The sequence below is a fragment of the Mesorhizobium sp. M6A.T.Cr.TU.016.01.1.1 genome (assembly GCF_003952585.1).
In the GTDB taxonomy this organism is placed as follows: Bacteria; Pseudomonadota; Alphaproteobacteria; order Rhizobiales; family Rhizobiaceae; genus Mesorhizobium; species Mesorhizobium mediterraneum.
Genome location: NZ_CP034452.1, coordinates 3,770,370 through 3,786,781 on the forward strand (window position 1 = coordinate 3,770,370; position 16,412 = coordinate 3,786,781).

The following is a 16,412-nucleotide window of genomic DNA, read 5'->3' on the forward strand; positions in this document are numbered from 1 at the left end:
CATGGCAAAGGGGAATCACAGGAAAATACGCGGCAGACCGCATAACCTGCTGGAGCACTACCAGCCGATCGACGGCGTCGTCGACGAGATGGTCGACGCATCAGGCAATCCTCGTCCGGTCTGGAAGGACTTCATCGAGGCACTGGAAGAGCTGGGGCCTGAAAAGCTCGCCCAGCGCTTCGCTCGCGCCGACCAGTATCTGCGCGACGCCGGTGTCTATTACCGCGTCTACGACAAGGCCGGCGCCAATGAGCGCGAATGGCCGTTGGCGCATGTGCCCCTGCTGATCGAGGAGCAGGAATGGGCTGCGATCAGTGCCGGCCTGGTTCAGCGGGCGGAGCTGTTCGAGGAAACGATCGCCGACATCTATGGGCCGAGCCGGCTGGTCGAGAAAGGCATTTTGCCGGCGGGGCTGATCGCCGCCAGCCCGGAATATTTGCGGCCGGTCGTCGGCACCAGGCCGGCCAGCGGCCATTTCCTGCACTTCTGCGCCTTCGAGCTCGGCCGTGGACCGGACGGCCGCTGGTGGGTGCTCGGCGACCGCACGCAGGCGCCGTCGGGCGCCGGCTTTGCGCTGGAAAACCGCGTCGCCACCACGCGCGCGCTGTCCGACATCTATGGCGAGATGCATGTGCACCGTCTTGCCGGCTTCTTCCGCCGCTTTCGCGACGCGCTGAACGGCATGGCCAAGGTATCAGGCGGCCGTGTCGCCATCCTGACGCCGGGGCCACTCAACGAAACCTATTACGAACATGCCTATATCGCCCGCTATCTCGGCATCATGCTGCTCGAAGGCGAGGATCTGACCGTCTCCGGCGGCCGGCTCATGGTACGCACCGTTTCGGGACTGATGCCGGTCAGCGTGCTCTGGCGACGGCTCGACGCCGCCTTCGCCGATCCGCTGGAGTTGCGGCCGGAGTCGCAGATCGGCACGCCAGGGCTGGTCGAGGCGATCCGCCGGGGAGCCGTTTCGGCCGTCAACGCGCTCGGCTCCGGGCTGATGGAAACGCGGGCGATGTCCGCCTTCCTGCCGAAGATTTCGCGCGAATTGCGCAACGAGGAGCTTCTGCTGCCGAGCGTCGCGACATGGTGGTGCGGCCGGGACACGGACCGTGACCATGTGCTGGCTAACCTCGACCACATGGTGATCGGTCCGGCGCTGTCGACGCGGCTTGCGTTCGAGGATGACGATTGCACCAGGCTGGGCTCGGCGCTGGTTGCCGGGGAGCGGGCCGAGCTGATAGCCCAGATCGAACGCGGCGGTGGCGACTTCGTCGGACAGGAAGCGGTAACGCTTTCGACCACGCCGGTCTATGTCGGCGGCTGGCTGGAGCCGCGGCCAGCAAGCCTGCGCGTCTATCTGGCGCGAACGCCCGAAGGCTGGACGGTGATGCCCGGCGGTTTTGCCCGTGTCGGCTTTTCGCTCGACCCGACGGCAATCGCCATGCAGCGCGGCGGCCAGGCGGCGGATGTGTGGGTGGTCAGCGACAGACCGGTGGAGCGCGAGACGCTGCTGCCGCAGGAGCACGACAGCTTCACCCGCACCTTGCCGGGGAGCCTGCCCAGCCGCGCGGCGGAAAACCTGACATGGCTCGGCCGCTACATCGAGCGATCGGAAGACACGGTGCGCATCCTGCGCGCCTATCACGTGCGGCTGGCCGAGGCCTCCGACCCGGACATGCCGCTGCTTGCCGATATCAGAGACTATCTCGAACCGTTCGGCATCGACGTCGCGACGGCGATCCCGCCGGGGCTGATCGGCACGCTGGACAGCGCCGTCTACAGCGCCGGACAGATCCGCGACCGCTTCTCGCCCGATGGCTGGCTGGCGCTGAAGGATCTGTCGAAGACCATTCATCAATTCGCGACAACGGTGGCGCCGGGCGATGACGCGACGCGGGCGATGACGGTCATCCTGCGCAAGCTCGCCGGGTTTTCGGGCCTGCTGCATGAGAATATGTACCGCTTCACCGGCTGGCGCTTCCTGGAGATCGGCCGGCGGTTGGAACGCGGCATCCAGATCGCCCGCACGCTCGCCCGATTGACCAGGGCTGCGGCGCCGGATGGCGCGCTCGACATGATGCTGGAGATCGGCGACAGCGTCATGACCCACCGGCGGCAGTATCCGGTGCAGGCCGGCCGGCGCACGGTGATCGATCTCCTGGTGCTCGATCCGCTCAACCCGCGCTCCATCCTGTTCCAGCTCGAGCGGCTGAAGGCCGAAATCGCGCTGTTGCCTGCTGTCGGTGAGGGGCATATGTCGCCAGCGGCGAAGGAGATCCTGCAACTCAACACGGCAATCGCCATCAAGGAGCCCTCGGACATGACGGCCAAGGCCCTGGACGATCTCGCCACCGAGATCGGCGGCCTCTACAACAGCCTCGCCAAAGCCTATTTCGGGTGAGCATGCTCTACGACATCAGGCTCAATCTGCGTTACGACTATGATGCGGCGGCTGGCGGCGGCCGCCATCAGGTGCGCGTGCTGCCGCCGACGATTTCGGGCGTGCAGCGCGTGATCGCCGCTTCGCTGTCCTTCGCGCCGGCGCCGAGCGAACGCTCCGACTTTTCCGATTTCTTTGGCAACAATGTCACGTCGATCGCCTTTCGCGATGCCCATGATGCGCTCGACATCAGGATGAGCGCGCGCGTCGCCGTCTCGCGGCCGGAGCCTGGGCTTGATGTGTCGCCCGACATTCGCCGGCTGCGCGAGGAACTCGACGCGGTGCGGTCGCTGTCGCCCGGATCGCCGCATCATTTCCTGGCCGCCAGCGATCACGCGGGCATCGACGCTGCGATCACGGCCTACGCGCGCGGCAGTGCCGGCAGCTCGGCTGTCAGCACTGCGGTGGACCTGTGCAACCGCATTCATCGCGATTTCACCTATGATGGCGAGGCGACCACGGTGCAGACCCGGGCGAGCGATGCCTTCGACCTGAGGCGGGGCGTCTGCCAGGATTTTTCGCACATCATGATCGCCGGCCTACGCGGCCTCGGTATTCCCGCCGGTTATGTCAGCGGGTTCCTGCGCACCATTCCGCCGCGTGGCAAACCGCGGCTCGAAGGGGCCGACGCCATGCATGCCTGGGTCAAGGTGTGGTGTGGGCGCGACACCGGATGGCAGGAATTCGATCCGACCAACGGCATGCGGGCAAGCAACGACCATATCACCGTCGGCCATGGCCGCGACTATTCGGATGTAGCGCCGATCGTCGGCGTCCTGAAGACGACGGGAGGGCAGGTCGGCGAGCAAGCAGTCGACGTCATTCCGGTCGTGCTTGAAAAGGCATGACGGCAAGCGAGGCCACACTCGATCTTGAACATCGGCAGAAGGCTGCTTCTCGAACGCGGATGTGGTGAGCCTGGTATCTTTGTGGAAGCCATGGCGGAACCAGCGGCCGATCCGTCGCTTATCTACGGGAAATTCCGTGGAGAGGACATGCTGGACAAATCCGGGTCGTCGCCTGGCCGGTCGGCTAGCAGGAAGGTTGCTCCAGGGGCGCCGACAAATGGGTCGCAAGCCTCTGCCGATCGAGCCTCACTCACCTACATCACTGACGCCGAGCCCGGTATCCGCCGTCTGAGGGTTGGCAAGGGATTTTCATACAAAGGGCCTGACGGGCAGGGCGTCGACGAGGACACTTTGGCCCGCATCAAGGCGCTCGCCATTCCACCGGCGTGGACAGATGTGTGGATTTCGCCCGTTGCTGACGGTCACATCCAGGCGACCGGCCGGGACCAGCGCGGACGCAAGCAATATCGCTACCATGCGCTGTGGGCGGAGGAGCGTGACGGCGTAAAATATTCGAGCCTGGTTGCCTTTGCAGAAAGCCTGCCCGAGCTGCGACGCCAGATCGATGCCGATCTGCGCCGTCACGGCCTGCCGCTGGAGCGGGTTGTCGCTGCTGTGGTCTGGCTGCTCGACAACACGATGATCCGCGTCGGCAATGCCGCCTATGCTCGCGATAACAACAGCTTTGGGCTGACCACGCTGCGCGACCGCCATGTCGACATCAATGGCTCGAGCCTGCGTTTCGCTTTCAAAGGCAAGTCCGGCAAGGAATGGAAGCTGAAGCTCGTCGATCGCCGGATCGCCAGGATCGTGCGCGGGGCCCAGGATCTGCCGGGCCAGAAGCTGTTCCAGTATCTCGACGAGGACGGAAGCAGGCGACCGATCCGCTCCGACGACGTCAACCGCTACATCAGGGAGATGGCAGGGGCCGATTTCAGCTCCAAGCATTTCCGAACCTGGGGCGGCACCATCCATGCTGCGTCGCTGTTTGCGCAAACCGAACGACCCGAAAGCCAGGCACAACAGAAGCGGGTGATGAACGGCCTCATCGACAAGGTCGCCGAGCGGCTGGGCAACACGCGCGCCATCTGCCGCAGATGCTATATCCACCCGCAAGTTTTCGATGCCTGGTCCGAAGGACGGCTGCTCACCGAAATAGCGGATGCGAACAAGCGGAAACGATCGATACCCGGTCTCGATGACGAAGAGGCTCTCGTACTGAGATGGCTGAAGGCGCAGGAAAGCTGAACCGGACAGAGCAGCCGCAGTTTCGTGATCCGTGCAGGGCGTAATTTTTTGTCGACGTCATGTCGGGATAGGTCCTAGTGTTTCGTCCTTTGACAGAGAAAGGACCACCCATGCTCTACGCGATCCTCTGCTATGCCTCCGAAGACGTCGTCTGCTCCTGGAGCAAGGAACAAGATGACGCTGTCATGGAAAAACTCCTGGGCGTGCAGGAAAAATACGCTCAGGCGGGCCGGCTTGGCCCGGTGGCGCGGCTGCTGCCGACGACCGCTGCGACAACGCTGCGGAAGGTCAAGGGCGAAGCGGTCGTCATCGACGGCCCGTTTGCCGAAACCAAGGAACAATTCCTCGGCTTCTACACGCTCGAATGCGCCGATCTCGACGAGGCCGTCGACTTTGCGCGCGAGCTTTCCGAGGTCAACCCGAGCGGCGGCTCTTACGAGATACGGCCGGTTTCGCTCTTCAATCCCGCCAAGGTTTCCGTATGACCGACCTTACCTGGATCAGCACGGCGATCAGCACCGCCCGCCCACAGGCGATGGGCGCGCTGCTGCGCTACTTCCGCGATCTCGATGCGGCGGAGGAAGCTTTCCAGGACGCTTGCCTGCGAGCTCTGAAGAACTGGCCGACAAACGGCCCGCCGCGCGATCCGGCAGCCTGGCTGATCTTTGTCGGGCGCAACAGCGGCATCGACGCGGTGCGCAAGCGCGCCAAGCAGGCGCCGCTGCCAGAGGAAGACCAGATCTCCGATCTGGAGGATGCCGAGACCGACATCGCCGAACGGCTCGACGGCGCGCACTACCGCGACGACATCTTGCGGTTGCTGTTCATCTGCTGTCATCCCGACCTGCCGGCGACGCAGCAGATCGCTGTGGCATTGCGCATCGTCTCCGGCCTGAGCGTCAAGCAGATCGCCCGCGCCTTCCTCGTCGGCGAAAGCGCCATGGAGCAGCGCATCACCCGCGCCAAGGCGCGTATTGCGGATGCCGGCGTGCCATTCGAGACGCCCGGTGCGGTCGAGCGCTCGGAACGGCTCGCCGCCGTCGCCGCCATGGTCTATCTGATCTTCAACGAAGGCTATTCGACCAACAGCGGTGAGGCTCCCGCCCGCGCCCCGCTTTGCGAAGAGGCGATCCGGCTGGCCAGGCTGCTGCTGCGGCTGTTCCAGACCGAGCCGGAGATCATGGGCCTGACGGCGCTGCTGCTGCTCCAGCATGCGCGTGCGCCGGCGCGCTTCGACGAGAGCGGCGAGATCGTGCTGCTCGAGGACCAGGACCGCAGCCTGTGGAGCCGCAAGATGATCGACGAGGGGCTAGCGCTGGTCGACAAGGCATTGCGCCACCAGAAGCCCGGTCCCTACCAGGTGCAGGCGGCGATCGCTGCCCTGCATGCGCGGGCGGCAAGGCCAGAGGATACGGACTGGAACGAGATCGACCTGCTCTATAGCCTGCTTGAACAGATGCAGCCGTCGCCGGTGGTGACGCTCAATCGCGCCGTCGCGGTCGCCAAGGTGCGCGGGCCGGAAGCGGCACTTGCCATGATCGAGCCGCTGGAACAGAGGCTTTCCGGCTATTTCCATTTCTTCGGCCTCAAGGGCGGCCTGTTGATGCAGCTTGGTCGTGGCGAGGAGGCGCGCATCGCCTTCGACCGTGCCATCGCGCTTGCCAACACGGCAGCCGAGGCCGCGCATATCCGCATGCATATCGACCGGTTGATGAAGGAAGGCGCCGCGCGGGGAACCGCGCAGACAGCGCGCTGAACGACTCGCTGGTTCAACGGTCCGACCTTGGCTTAGACCATGCCGGGGTGGAGATTTTTCCCTGAAACGAGTAATGCCACGCCTTGACAGCGCCTGATGTGCCGATCGGCACAGGGACGGCATGGCACAAGGCTTTAACCGACGCCACATGAGCGACGGCATCTGGAAAGGGACAGAGAATGACGATTGCGAAGGAAACAGCCGGGCTACTGGCGAAACTGGGTGTTGCCGAGGCCGCGCTTTCGGGCGGTGATCTAATCGTGCGCAGCCCGGTCACGGGCGAGCAGATTGCCGCGCTGAAGACGATCTCGCCGGCCGATGCGGCAAAGACCATCGACAAGGCCCATATGGCCTTCCAGGCGTGGCGTCTGGTGCCAGGGCCGAAACGCGGCGAACTGGTGCGGCTGCTCGGCGAGGAACTGCGCGCACACAAGGCCGAGCTTGGCCGGCTGGTGTCGATCGAGGTCGGCAAGATCCCGTCCGAAGGGCTCGGCGAAGTGCAGGAGATGATCGACATCTGCGATTTCGCCGTCGGCCTCTCCCGGCAATTGTACGGCTTGACCATCGCCACCGAGCGTCCGGGTCATCGCATGATGGAGACCTGGCATCCGCTGGGCGTCGTCGGCGTCATCTCCGCTTTCAATTTCCCGGTCGCGGTGTGGTCGTGGAACGCAGCGCTGGCGCTGGTTTGCGGCGACGCGGTGGTGTGGAAGCCGTCGGAAAAGACGCCGCTGACGGCGCTCGCCTGCGAGGCGATCTTCAAGCGTGCGGCAGAACGTTTCGGCGATGCTCCGGAAGGCCTGACGTCGGTGCTGATCGGCGACCGCGCTGTCGGCGAAATCCTGGTCGATCATCCCAAGGTGCCGCTGGTTTCGGCCACCGGCTCGACCCGCATGGGCAGGGATGTCGGTCCGCGGCTGGCGAAGCGCTTTGCCCGCGCCGTGCTGGAGCTCGGCGGCAACAATGCCGGCATCGTCTGCCCGACGGCCGATCTCGACATGGCCTTGCGCGCCATCGCCTTCGGCGCCATGGGCACGGCCGGCCAGCGCTGCACGACGCTGCGGCGCCTGTTCGTGCATGAAAGCATCTATGATGCCTTGGTTCCGCGCCTGAAGAAGGCCTATGAAAGCGTCTCGGTCGGCAATCCGCTGGAGACATCAGCGCTGGTCGGACCGTTGATCGACAAGGCAGCATATGATGCCATGCAGAAGGCATTGCAGGAGGCGGCTTCGCAAGGCGGCAAGGTGACCGGCGGCACACGGGTGGAGAACGGCCATCCCGACGCCTATTACGTGCATCCGGCGCTGGTCGAGATGCCCAAGCAGGTCTCACCGGTTACCGAAGAAACCTTCGCGCCGATCCTCTATGTGATGAAGTACTCGGATTTCGACGCCGTGCTCGACGAGCACAATGCGGTCGGCGCGGGGCTGTCGTCGTCGATCTTCACCCGCGACTTGCAGGAATCCGAGCGCTTCCTCGGCGTCGACGGGTCCGACTGCGGTATCGCCAACGTCAACATAGGCACATCGGGGGCTGAGATCGGTGGTGCCTTCGGTGGCGAGAAGGAGACCGGCGGCGGCCGCGAGAGCGGCTCAGATGCTTGGAAGGCTTACATGCGGCGCGCCACCAACACGGTGAACTATTCGAAAGCGCTGCCGCTGGCCCAAGGCGTATCCTTCGACATCGACTGAGAACTCCGATCGTGGCGGTCGCAATGGCCGCCACGATCGCCATGTTGCTCTCTATTCCGGGGTTCCTGGATTGTGAAAGCAATTCTGGAAGGCCGCATCGATGATCGCGAGCTTCACGGCCTGGGCGGTCATGTATTCCTGATAGAAATGGTTCGACACCCACATGACCGAATGGCCCCGCTGACCCAGCCAGCCGATGCTGCCGAGGTTTTCGGCGTCGCGCAATTTGCGTGAAAGATGGGTGCGGGAAAGCTTGAGCCAGTTTGCGAAGTCTCCGATCGAGACAATGCCGGTCGGAATTCGGTCGAGGCCGGCATGGTCGGGATCGACGCCGGACATCAGCCAATCCATGACGACGCCGCCATTGTTAAGCCAGGTGAACAGGGAAAAGGTCTGTTTCGGCTCGCGCACGGCATGGGACGAAAGCAGGCCATCCGCCACCAGCGGCTGCAATCTGGCAAGCGCGTCCGGTCTCGCGGCGAATGTGGTCAGTCGACTTCCGCCGTCGAGACTGTCCAGCGTTCTCAGATGGGCAAAGACCCATCCGGCGAGCGTTTCCAGAGTGGTCGCAGCCGGCTGCAGGGGGCGGACCCTTCTGTCTCTATTCGTCGACAGATCACGAATGAAATTGTAGTGCAGCATCTCCTTTATGAAAGCGTCGGCGGTGTTGCGGCTGGCCACCGAACAGCGGTGTATCATGTCGATAAAACGTGTGGTCGTCAGTCTGGTGCGATCGTCATGTGGTTGCCGTCTGAAGTGCAAGGCAAGACCGATGTGAGCCATCAGCCAGCGCTGCTGCGTAGCGAACACGGAAGCGAGCCGCGGGTTGGCTTCGTAGGCCTGGAGCAGCATCTGCGACTGAGCCCGAACTGACCGACGAAATGCCGGACGGCAGGCAATATCTTCCAAGTTTAGCGCCATCCTCGCCGAGCCCAATCAAGCCTTCCAATGGCGAACACCGATCACGGCTTCAGCCTTCACGGCTATGTCCAGAGGCTGGCGGATAACTGCCATATAGCGCAAAAAGTTGCCAACCGTTATGGCTGTCACGCTAAAACTGATACGCGGGCCGTGAGCACTTTTAATCGGCGCTGGTGGCTCTATGCAGCGGCTGACGTGGCCCACAGTATGTCGTTGAAACGTCACCTGTGCCGACCCATATACCGATTGCGTCGGATGTTTTCCTCCCATTGCATCCGGCGCGTTCCCCTCTGGAGGTTTTGAACCTTCATGCTTGGCCGGACTTTTACAGTCCGGCCTTTTTTCTATTGGTCCTGTGAAGCCAGCGCGCACGGGCGCCCAATCAGCATAATGAGCCCGAAGAGCGAGAAAATGGCCGGGCCATTTTCGTCACACTCGACAGCGACCTAGCCGTAGGTACGGCAACGGCAGCTGCCATTCTGTCAGGAAATCCACTAGGCTCGTCTGGTTTGCGAGACGGCGAGAGATGCCCGACCTGAAACAAATGCCCGATATGAAACAGATGAGATTGCTCGGCATCGTATCTGCGACGGCGATCGGTCTGTATGTCTGCTATCTCTTGGCGTTGCCTTTTTTGCCCGCATTGACCTGGGCGCTGGTGTTGGCAATCATTCTGTATCCGGCCCATCGGCGGGTCGAGGAAAGGCTCAGGAATCGAAACCTGGCTGCACTGATATCGGTGAGCGTCGCGGCGATTGCCGTCGGCCTGCCGCTCATCTTCGTGGCACAGCAGCTTGTTCGCGAGGCGGTAAACGGCGCTACCTATCTGGAGGAGGTCATCCGGGGTTGGAACGCAGACGGCTTCATGTCGAACTATCCCAGGCTTTCGGCCGTTGCCCAGTGGATCGAGAACCAAGTCGATCCAGCCGGTACGGTCGCCGCATTTGTACAATGGCTGACGGGACAAAGCACATCGCTTTTGCGCGGCTCGATCAATCAGGCCGTGATGTTCGTGCTGACATTCTATCTGCTGTTCTATTTCCTGCGGGACCGCGAACCCGCTCTACAGGGGATCGAGGGTCTCTCGCCCCTGCGTGTACCGGAGACGGCATACATACTGTCCCGCCTTGCCGAGACGGTACATGCGATCCTGATAGGCACCGTGTTTGTCGCCGCTGTGCAGGGAACGCTGGGCGGCCTGATGTTCTGGTGGCTGGGCCTGCCAACTCCGGTCTTCTGGGGTCTGGTAATGGGACTTCTTGCCATCGTGCCAGTGCTCGGCGCATTCGTGATCTGGGTGCCGGCAGCGATCTATCTCGCGCTGGAAGGGGCTTGGGCGAGCGCGGCGATACTGACCATCTGGGGCGGCGTCATCGTCGCCGGCATCGACAATCTGCTCTATCCGATGCTTGTCGGGAGCCGGCTGCGGCTCCACACGGTGGTGGCCTTTATCGGCGCGGTCGGTGGCATCGTTCTCTTTGGAGCATCCGGGCTCGTCCTTGGCCCTGCGGTGATCGCGGTCACCATCAGCCTCATTGACATCCTCAAGAAACGATTGAACGACCAACCCGAAGCGGAACCGGCGTCAAAGCGCGACACGAAGCCATCACGTCAGTCCGGAGCCGCGCCTAGTCGTGAGTAGGCACCGCCGCGCGCGACCAGTTCATCATGGGGACCTTGTTCGACGATGCCCGTTTCGGCGACCACGACGATGCGATCGGCATTGCGGATCGTCGCCAGCCGGTGCGCGATCACCAAGGTGGTCCGGCCCTGCGCAAGTTCTGCCAGCGACTGCTGGATCTCCCGCTCGGTCTGCGTGTCGAGTGCCGACGTCGCCTCGTCCAGGATGAGGATTGTCGGGTTCTTCAGGAACATACGCGCGATTGCCAGGCGCTGCTTCTGACCACCCGACAGTTTTACGCCACGCTCGCCAATGATCGTATCGAGGCCTTCCGGCAGGGAAGCGATGAGTTCGTGGAGGCGCGCGCGGCGCGCGGCCTCGACGATCTCGCTTTCGACCGCGTCCAGCCGGCCATAGGCGATGTTCTCGCGGATCGTGCCGCCAAACAGGAACACGTCCTGCTGCACGATGCCGATCTGGCCGCGCAACGAGGCCAGCGTCATGTCGCGGATATCCAAACCGTCGATTGTGATGGCGCCGCTGTCGACTTCGTAGAAGCGCGGCAGCAGTGAGCACAGTGTCGTCTTGCCGGCGCCGGACGGCCCGACGAAGGCGATGGTCTGTCCTGCTGTTATGTCAAGATCGATGTTCTTCAAAACCGGCCGTTCGCCGCTATAGCCGAAGGTGACATCCCGGTAGCTGATATCACCTCGGAGCGTCGGTGCATCAACCGCGCCAGGCCGATCCGCGATGTCGGGCTCAGTGTCGAGGAGAGCCGCATAGCGGCGGAATCCGGCGATGCCTTTCGGATAGGTTTCAATCACCGAATTGATCTTGTCGATCGGCCGGAAGAACACATTGACCAGGAGCAGGAAGCCAACGAAACCGCCACTGGAAAGTTCGCCGCGCAGCACGAGGTAGCTTCCGGCGATCATTACCACCAGCTGGATCAACCGCATGCTCATGTAGCTCAGCGACGTGCTGGCGGCCATGATGCGATAGGCATCGAGCTTGGTCTTGCGGTAGCTGGCATTGTCACGCGCGAAAAGATTACGCTCGTGGTCTTCATTGGCGAACGCCTGCACCACCCGCATGCCGCCGACATTCTCCTCGATGCGAACATTGAAATCGCCGACCCGCCCGTAAAGCGCCTGCCAGTTGCGCGTCATGCGCGCGCCATAGCGGCTTGTCACCCAGGCGACCAGCGGCACAATTGCCGCTGTGATCAATGCAAGCTGCGGATTGACCAGGAACATCAGTGCGAAGGCGCCGAGGAAAGTCATGATCGCGATGAACAGGTCTTCCGGGCCATGATGGGCGACCTCGCCGATTTCCTCCAGGTCCTTGGTGACGCGGGCGATGAGGTGGCCGGTCTTGTGGTTGTCATAGAAGCGGAACGAGAGCTTCTGCAGGTGATCGAAGCTCTTCCGGCGCATCTCGGTCTCGATGTTGATGCCGAGCATATGACCCCAGTAAACCACGACCGCCATCAGTCCGGTGTTCAACACATAGATGGCAAGCAGGCCGGCCGACGCAGCAAGGATCAGCAGCAATTGCTGCGTCGGCAGCAGTTCGTCGACGAACACCTTGACTGCCATCGGGAACCCGAGTTCCAGCATGCCAGACAGAACCGCACAGCAGAAATCCAGGATGAACAGACCCTTCCAGGGGCGGTAGTAGGAGAAAAATCCACGAAGCATTGGGACGCTTTTTCTGTTCGAAGGTCTGGACTGCCAGGAGCATGGCTATGCGAGGGTGTCAATTCCGGCCTTCTCGAAAGGGCGGGACATAACGGTGGAAGCGGTCGACACCGGCGCATTGACCGAGCCGGATTGCGTGGGAGAATCGATGTGGCGATGGACGGTGATGACCTGTAGGCAAAGTAGCGCCTGATGGCTTACGGCGCTCTCATCGACGAACGGGATTGGGTTTGGATTCCAGACCTAGAGACTTGGAAGACCGTATCGCTCGCGAAGTGTGCGCTTACCGCCAGCGTCGAAAACGTCCGAATGCTCCAGCAAAGGCATCACACCGTCGATGAAGCTTTGCAGGTCGCCGGGCATGACGGGCGCCATGACGTTGAAACCGTCGGCCGCTCCGCCCTCGAACCATTGCTGCATCGTGTCGGCGATATCGCGGCCATCTCCAACGGCAAGCAGATGACCGCGGCCAGCTGCGAGGCGCATGAGCAACTGGCCCAGGGTCAGCCTGTCCCGCCTTGCGATTCCAACCAGCACGCCGACCCGGCTCTGGCTGGACTGGTTCGGCCGTGTGTTCAACGGGGGCGGTAGCGGCGCATCGAGATCGGCATTGGTTAAATCCTCGCCAAGGAATTCGCCGAGCTTGGCAAGTACGTGGTCGGTTACGGCAGAGCCGTTCAGTTCTGCCAGCCGCTCTTCGGCTGCTTGCCTGGTATGCGCGACGATCGGCACGATCCCCGGAAAGACCAGGATCGTGTCCGGATTGCGCCCTCTGTCGGCCGCTCGTGATTTGATGTCGCGATAGAAGTCCTGCGCTTCCGTCAGCGTCGCCTGGACGGTGAACACGATGTCGGCGTAACGGGCGGCGAAGGCGCGGCCAGCTTCCGACGAGCCGGCCTGCGCCAGGAGCGGCCGACCTTGGGGCGATCGCGGCACGTTGAGCGGGCCCGCGGTGCGCACGAACGGACCGGCGTGATCGACGGGCCGGACCTTGTCAGGATCGAAGTATCGCCCGGCGGCCTTGTCCGGCGTCCGCGCATCGGGAGCCCAACTTTGCCAGAGCGCTATGGCTGCGTCGACCACGTCGGCTGCGCGGGCATAGCGCTCGTCATGCTCCGGCATGGCGTCCAGTCCGAAGTTACGGGCCTCGAGCACGTTGGACGAGGTGACGATGTTCCAGCCCGCACGGCCTTTGCTGATGTGGTCGAGAGAGGCGAAGCGCCGGGCGAGGTGGAAAGGGTGATCGAAGCTGGTCGATGCAGTCCCGATCAGTCCGATCCTGCTGGTGACGGCAGCGATCGCCGATAGGATCAGCAGCGGATCCATCGCGTCGGAAAGATGCCGATCGGCGCCACCCTGCAAGGCCAGCACATCGCCGAGGAACAGAGCGTCGAAATCGGCAGCCTCCGCGCGCCGGGCGATATCGACCCAGTAGGCCAGGCTGGTCGAGGCAAGCGGGTCGCTTTCGGGCATGCGCCAACCGGCCTCGTGACTGCCGAGGCCGAAGATCACGGCATTGAGATGCATGAGCCGCGGCGGGCTCATTTTTGGTCGGCCAGATAGGCGTTGCTGTAATAGGCTGCGAAATCGGGTCGTTCGCTGACCGGGTTTCCATCGCCGTCGCGCAGGATTTCGGCCTTGAACAGGTAGTCGCCGATAGCCTCCATCTTTGCGGGATCGATCGTGCCGATCGCCCCGGCGGGGCTTTGCAGATAGTGGCCGTCGACCAGCGCCTTCAGTGATGCCTCGATCAACGGACGGTTGGTCAGCACGTCGCTGTTTGCTCCGATCAGCATATCAGCCGCTTCTTTCGGATGTTCGACGGCGAAGGCGTAGCCGCGCCTGGTCGCGGCGATGAACGCGGTTGCCGTGTCCTCGTTTTTCTCGAGGTAGGCGCGGCTCGAGCCAATGAAATTGGTGTGTTGGTCGGGCACGCCGAAATCCGCGTAGCGGAAGGCGCGCTGGGCCTTGCCGTCAAGCTCCGCTTTGATCCCCTCCCAAGTGTAGACTTCGAGCGTAAAATCGACTGCGCCATTGGCCAAGGCCTCATAGGCAGAGGTGCCCAGCGTCACCGTTTCGAATTTGCCCTCGCCTCCATCATGGCGGATGATGGTGCCGATCAGCGCATTCTCCCAGGCGCTGCCGAAACCGCCATAGGTCAGGCCGTCCAGGTCCCTGGGGGATTGTATATCGGCGCGGTCCGCATTGAAGGCCAGCCTGCCGGTTTCCGTCTGCATGATGGCGTAGGTAGCGACGAGGTCGGCGCCGGCCGTGCGTTGGGTGAACAATCCTATGGATCCCAGTATACCGAAATCGGCCACGCGGTTGGCGATCAGCGTACCGGCCGCAGTGTCGGTATAGGGCAGGATCTGCACGTCGAGCCCGGCCTCAGCGTAGAAGCCTTTCGCCCGGGCGACATAGAGTCCTACATGGTTTGTGTTCGGCGTCCAGTCGAGAGCGACGGTGACAGTCTGCTGGGCACAGACGGATGTGACGGGTCCGAGCCCGGTGATCAATGCGGCAGCGATGAAGAGGCGTCTTGAAAGCATGGTCATGTCCTTTGGGCGGGCTGTGGATCGAGAAGCGTATGAAGGATGTCGGCTTCGATGGCGCTGGCTTCCGGCGAGGCAAGATCCTTGCGCGGGCGCGGAAGAGGTATGGCGACTTCGCGCAGCACGCGGGCAGGGCGGCCGCTCAGCACATAGATGCGGTCGGACAGGAAGACCGCCTCGCGGACATCGTGGGTGATCAGCAGCACGGTCCAGCGGTGTCGGTCCCACATCGTCTGAAGCCAGCGCTGCATGCCGGTGCGCGTGAGGGCGTCGAGTGCGCCGAACGGTTCGTCGAGCAACAGCATGGCGCGGTTCTGAACGACGGTACGCAACAGCGCGGCGCGCTGGCGCATTCCGCCCGAAAGCTGCGCCGGATACTTTTGCTCGAAGCCCGCAAGGCCGAATTCGCCGTAGAGCGGCGCCACCTTGTCGCGCGCCGCCTTACGGGACATGCCCTGGACTTCCAGGCCGAGCGCGGTGTTGTCGATAACCGTGCGCCAGGGCATCAGGGCGTCGTGCTGCGGCATGAAGGCAAACGGTCGGCGCGCGTCGGCCAGTGGCCGCCCGTCGAAGTCGATGCCGCCGTCGTGGCCTTCGAGACCGCCCGTCAGCAACCTGAAGATCGTGGATTTGCCGGCTCCGGAGGGGCCGAGGATTGAAACGAATTCGCCCGGCTCGACATGCAGGGTGATGCCGGCAAGCACGTCGACATCGCCAATACTTTTGCTGATCTGGCGCAATTCCAGCCGCCTGTTCATGATTTTCGCGCGGCATCGAGCCGTTCCCATGGCATGGCGGCGCGCTGGATCAGCACCGTGGCGGCAAACAGGGCCAGCGTGAGCAACGCGCTGACCAGCACGGCCGCGAGCACGAGATCGGGCCGGAAATTGTTCTTGGCGTTGAGCATGTAGATACCGAGCCCTTTGGCCGCGCCGGCATATTCCGCGAAGATGGCGCCGACCACAGCATAGGTGATCGAGATGCGCAGCCCGGCGAAGAAATAGGGCAGCGAGGAGGGCAGGCGGGCCAGCAGGAAAATGCGCATGCGGGAAGCGCCCATCGAACTCAGAAGCGCCGAGATGTCCCGATCCGTCGATTCATAACCCTGCACCAGCGCGACCAGCATGGGAAAGAAGGTCACGAGCGCGACCAGCATGATCTTCGGCGTCAGCCCGAAGCCGAACCAAAGAACGACCAGGGGGGCAATCGCCACCAGCGGCAGGATCTGACTGATAATGAATACCGGGAACAGGGCGCGGCGCAGCGGCTTGAAGAAGTCGATCAGCACCGAAAGGATGAAGGCAACGGCCAGCGAGCAGGCGAAACCCGCCAATGTGGCGCTGATGGTCGGCACGGTGTTGTCGAACAGCGCCTGGCGCTGCTGGATGGCTTGGGCGAGGACTCGTGACGGCGCCGGCAGCGTAGTGGGCGAGATGCCCGAGATGCGCGCATAGAGCTCCCAAGCCAAAACCAGCGTGCCGACCGATAGCAAGGCCGGTCCGACCTTGGCGAACAAGGCTGCGATTCGCGGCGCAACGGAGAAAGACTGGGACATGCGAGACCTCCGGCGCGAAAGATCAGCGCGGGGTCGGGCCGTTGGCCGCGACCGTGAGGTCGATCGTGATATGGTCC

General features: G+C 63.1%; 13 protein-coding genes. 7 read left to right on the forward strand and 6 right to left on the reverse strand.

What is annotated here, in order from left to right:
- The first annotated feature begins 1 nt into the window (after position 1).
- The 6 genes from EJ075_RS18025 to EJ075_RS18050 all read left to right on the forward strand — a co-directional run bounded on the left by EJ075_RS18025 (position 2) and on the right by EJ075_RS18050 (position 7,986).
- A complete protein-coding gene (locus EJ075_RS18025) occupies positions 2 to 2,404 on the forward strand; it encodes a circularly permuted type 2 ATP-grasp protein (protein WP_126105165.1) in 2,403 nt (800 codons plus the stop codon).
- A 2-nt stretch (positions 2,405 to 2,406) separates the two neighbouring features.
- A complete protein-coding gene (locus EJ075_RS18030; RefSeq protein ID WP_126105166.1) occupies positions 2,407 to 3,291 on the forward strand; it encodes a transglutaminase family protein in 885 nt (294 codons plus the stop codon).
- A 147-nt stretch (positions 3,292 to 3,438) separates the two neighbouring features.
- A complete protein-coding gene (locus tag EJ075_RS18035; protein WP_126105167.1) occupies positions 3,439 to 4,539 on the forward strand; it encodes a DNA topoisomerase IB in 1,101 nt (366 codons plus the stop codon).
- Between the two features lie 110 nt (positions 4,540 to 4,649).
- Positions 4,650 to 5,024 (forward strand): YciI family protein, encoded by a 375-nt coding sequence (locus tag EJ075_RS18040; protein WP_126105168.1) that lies wholly within the window; start codon positions 4,650 to 4,652, stop codon positions 5,022 to 5,024.
- Positions 5,021 to 6,295 carry an RNA polymerase sigma factor gene (locus tag EJ075_RS18045; protein ID WP_095484112.1) on the forward strand — a complete coding sequence of 425 codons (1,275 nt, stop codon included), beginning with the start codon at positions 5,021 to 5,023 and terminating at the stop codon, positions 6,293 to 6,295. The genes EJ075_RS18040 and EJ075_RS18045 overlap by 4 nt, the downstream gene beginning before the upstream one ends.
- A gap of 179 nt (positions 6,296 to 6,474) precedes the next feature.
- Positions 6,475 to 7,986 (forward strand): aldehyde dehydrogenase family protein, encoded by a 1,512-nt coding sequence (locus EJ075_RS18050; protein WP_095484113.1) that lies wholly within the window; start codon positions 6,475 to 6,477, stop codon positions 7,984 to 7,986.
- Positions 7,987 to 8,037: 51 nt separating this feature from the next.
- Here EJ075_RS18050 and EJ075_RS18055 read toward each other — a convergent pair whose 3' ends face one another.
- Positions 8,038 to 8,907 (reverse strand): hypothetical protein, encoded by an 870-nt coding sequence (locus tag EJ075_RS18055; RefSeq protein WP_126105169.1) that lies wholly within the window; start codon positions 8,905 to 8,907, stop codon positions 8,038 to 8,040.
- Positions 8,908 to 9,433: 526 nt separating this feature from the next.
- Here EJ075_RS18055 and EJ075_RS18060 point away from each other — a divergent pair.
- Positions 9,434 to 10,549 (forward strand): AI-2E family transporter, encoded by a 1,116-nt coding sequence (locus EJ075_RS18060; RefSeq protein WP_126105170.1) that lies wholly within the window; start codon positions 9,434 to 9,436, stop codon positions 10,547 to 10,549.
- Here the strand turns inward: EJ075_RS18060 and EJ075_RS18065 are convergent.
- The 5 genes from EJ075_RS18065 to EJ075_RS18085 all read right to left on the reverse strand — a co-directional run bounded on the left by EJ075_RS18065 (position 10,519) and on the right by EJ075_RS18085 (position 16,335).
- Positions 10,519 to 12,228 (reverse strand): ABC transporter ATP-binding protein, encoded by a 1,710-nt coding sequence (locus tag EJ075_RS18065; RefSeq protein WP_126105171.1) that lies wholly within the window; start codon positions 12,226 to 12,228, stop codon positions 10,519 to 10,521. The genes EJ075_RS18060 and EJ075_RS18065 overlap by 31 nt on opposite strands.
- Before the next feature lie 243 nt (positions 12,229 to 12,471).
- On the reverse strand, positions 12,472 to 13,773 hold the full coding sequence (locus EJ075_RS18070; protein WP_126105172.1) for an LLM class flavin-dependent oxidoreductase: 1,302 nt from the start codon (positions 13,771 to 13,773) through the stop codon (positions 12,472 to 12,474).
- A complete protein-coding gene (locus EJ075_RS18075) occupies positions 13,770 to 14,783 on the reverse strand; it encodes an ABC transporter substrate-binding protein (RefSeq protein ID WP_126105173.1) in 1,014 nt (337 codons plus the stop codon). The genes EJ075_RS18070 and EJ075_RS18075 overlap by 4 nt, the downstream gene beginning before the upstream one ends.
- Positions 14,780 to 15,541 carry an ABC transporter ATP-binding protein gene (locus tag EJ075_RS18080; protein ID WP_164547288.1) on the reverse strand — a complete coding sequence of 254 codons (762 nt, stop codon included), beginning with the start codon at positions 15,539 to 15,541 and terminating at the stop codon, positions 14,780 to 14,782. Before EJ075_RS18080 ends, EJ075_RS18075 begins: the two co-directional genes overlap by 4 nt.
- A complete protein-coding gene (locus EJ075_RS18085) occupies positions 15,535 to 16,335 on the reverse strand; it encodes an ABC transporter permease (RefSeq protein ID WP_164547124.1) in 801 nt (266 codons plus the stop codon). The genes EJ075_RS18080 and EJ075_RS18085 overlap by 7 nt, the downstream gene beginning before the upstream one ends.
- Positions 16,336 to 16,412: the final 77 nt, after the last annotated feature.

Coding starts and splice junctions, on each gene's coding strand:
- EJ075_RS18025 (WP_126105165.1), top strand. CDS start 2: ATGGCAAAGGGGAATCACAGGAAAATACGCGGCAGACCGCATAACCTG.
- EJ075_RS18030 (WP_126105166.1), top strand. CDS start 2,407: ATGCTCTACGACATCAGGCTCAATCTGCGTTACGACTATGATGCGGCG.
- EJ075_RS18035 (WP_126105167.1), top strand. CDS start 3,439: ATGCTGGACAAATCCGGGTCGTCGCCTGGCCGGTCGGCTAGCAGGAAG.
- EJ075_RS18040 (WP_126105168.1), top strand. CDS start 4,650: ATGCTCTACGCGATCCTCTGCTATGCCTCCGAAGACGTCGTCTGCTCC.
- EJ075_RS18045 (WP_095484112.1), top strand. CDS start 5,021: ATGACCGACCTTACCTGGATCAGCACGGCGATCAGCACCGCCCGCCCA.
- EJ075_RS18050 (WP_095484113.1), top strand. CDS start 6,475: ATGACGATTGCGAAGGAAACAGCCGGGCTACTGGCGAAACTGGGTGTT.
- EJ075_RS18055 (WP_126105169.1), bottom strand. CDS start 8,907: ATGGCGCTAAACTTGGAAGATATTGCCTGCCGTCCGGCATTTCGTCGG.
- EJ075_RS18060 (WP_126105170.1), top strand. CDS start 9,434: ATGCCCGACCTGAAACAAATGCCCGATATGAAACAGATGAGATTGCTC.
- EJ075_RS18065 (WP_126105171.1), bottom strand. CDS start 12,228: ATGCTTCGTGGATTTTTCTCCTACTACCGCCCCTGGAAGGGTCTGTTC.
- EJ075_RS18070 (WP_126105172.1), bottom strand. CDS start 13,773: ATGAGCCCGCCGCGGCTCATGCATCTCAATGCCGTGATCTTCGGCCTC.
- EJ075_RS18075 (WP_126105173.1), bottom strand. CDS start 14,783: ATGACCATGCTTTCAAGACGCCTCTTCATCGCTGCCGCATTGATCACC.
- EJ075_RS18085 (WP_164547124.1), bottom strand. CDS start 16,335: ATGTCCCAGTCTTTCTCCGTTGCGCCGCGAATCGCAGCCTTGTTCGCC.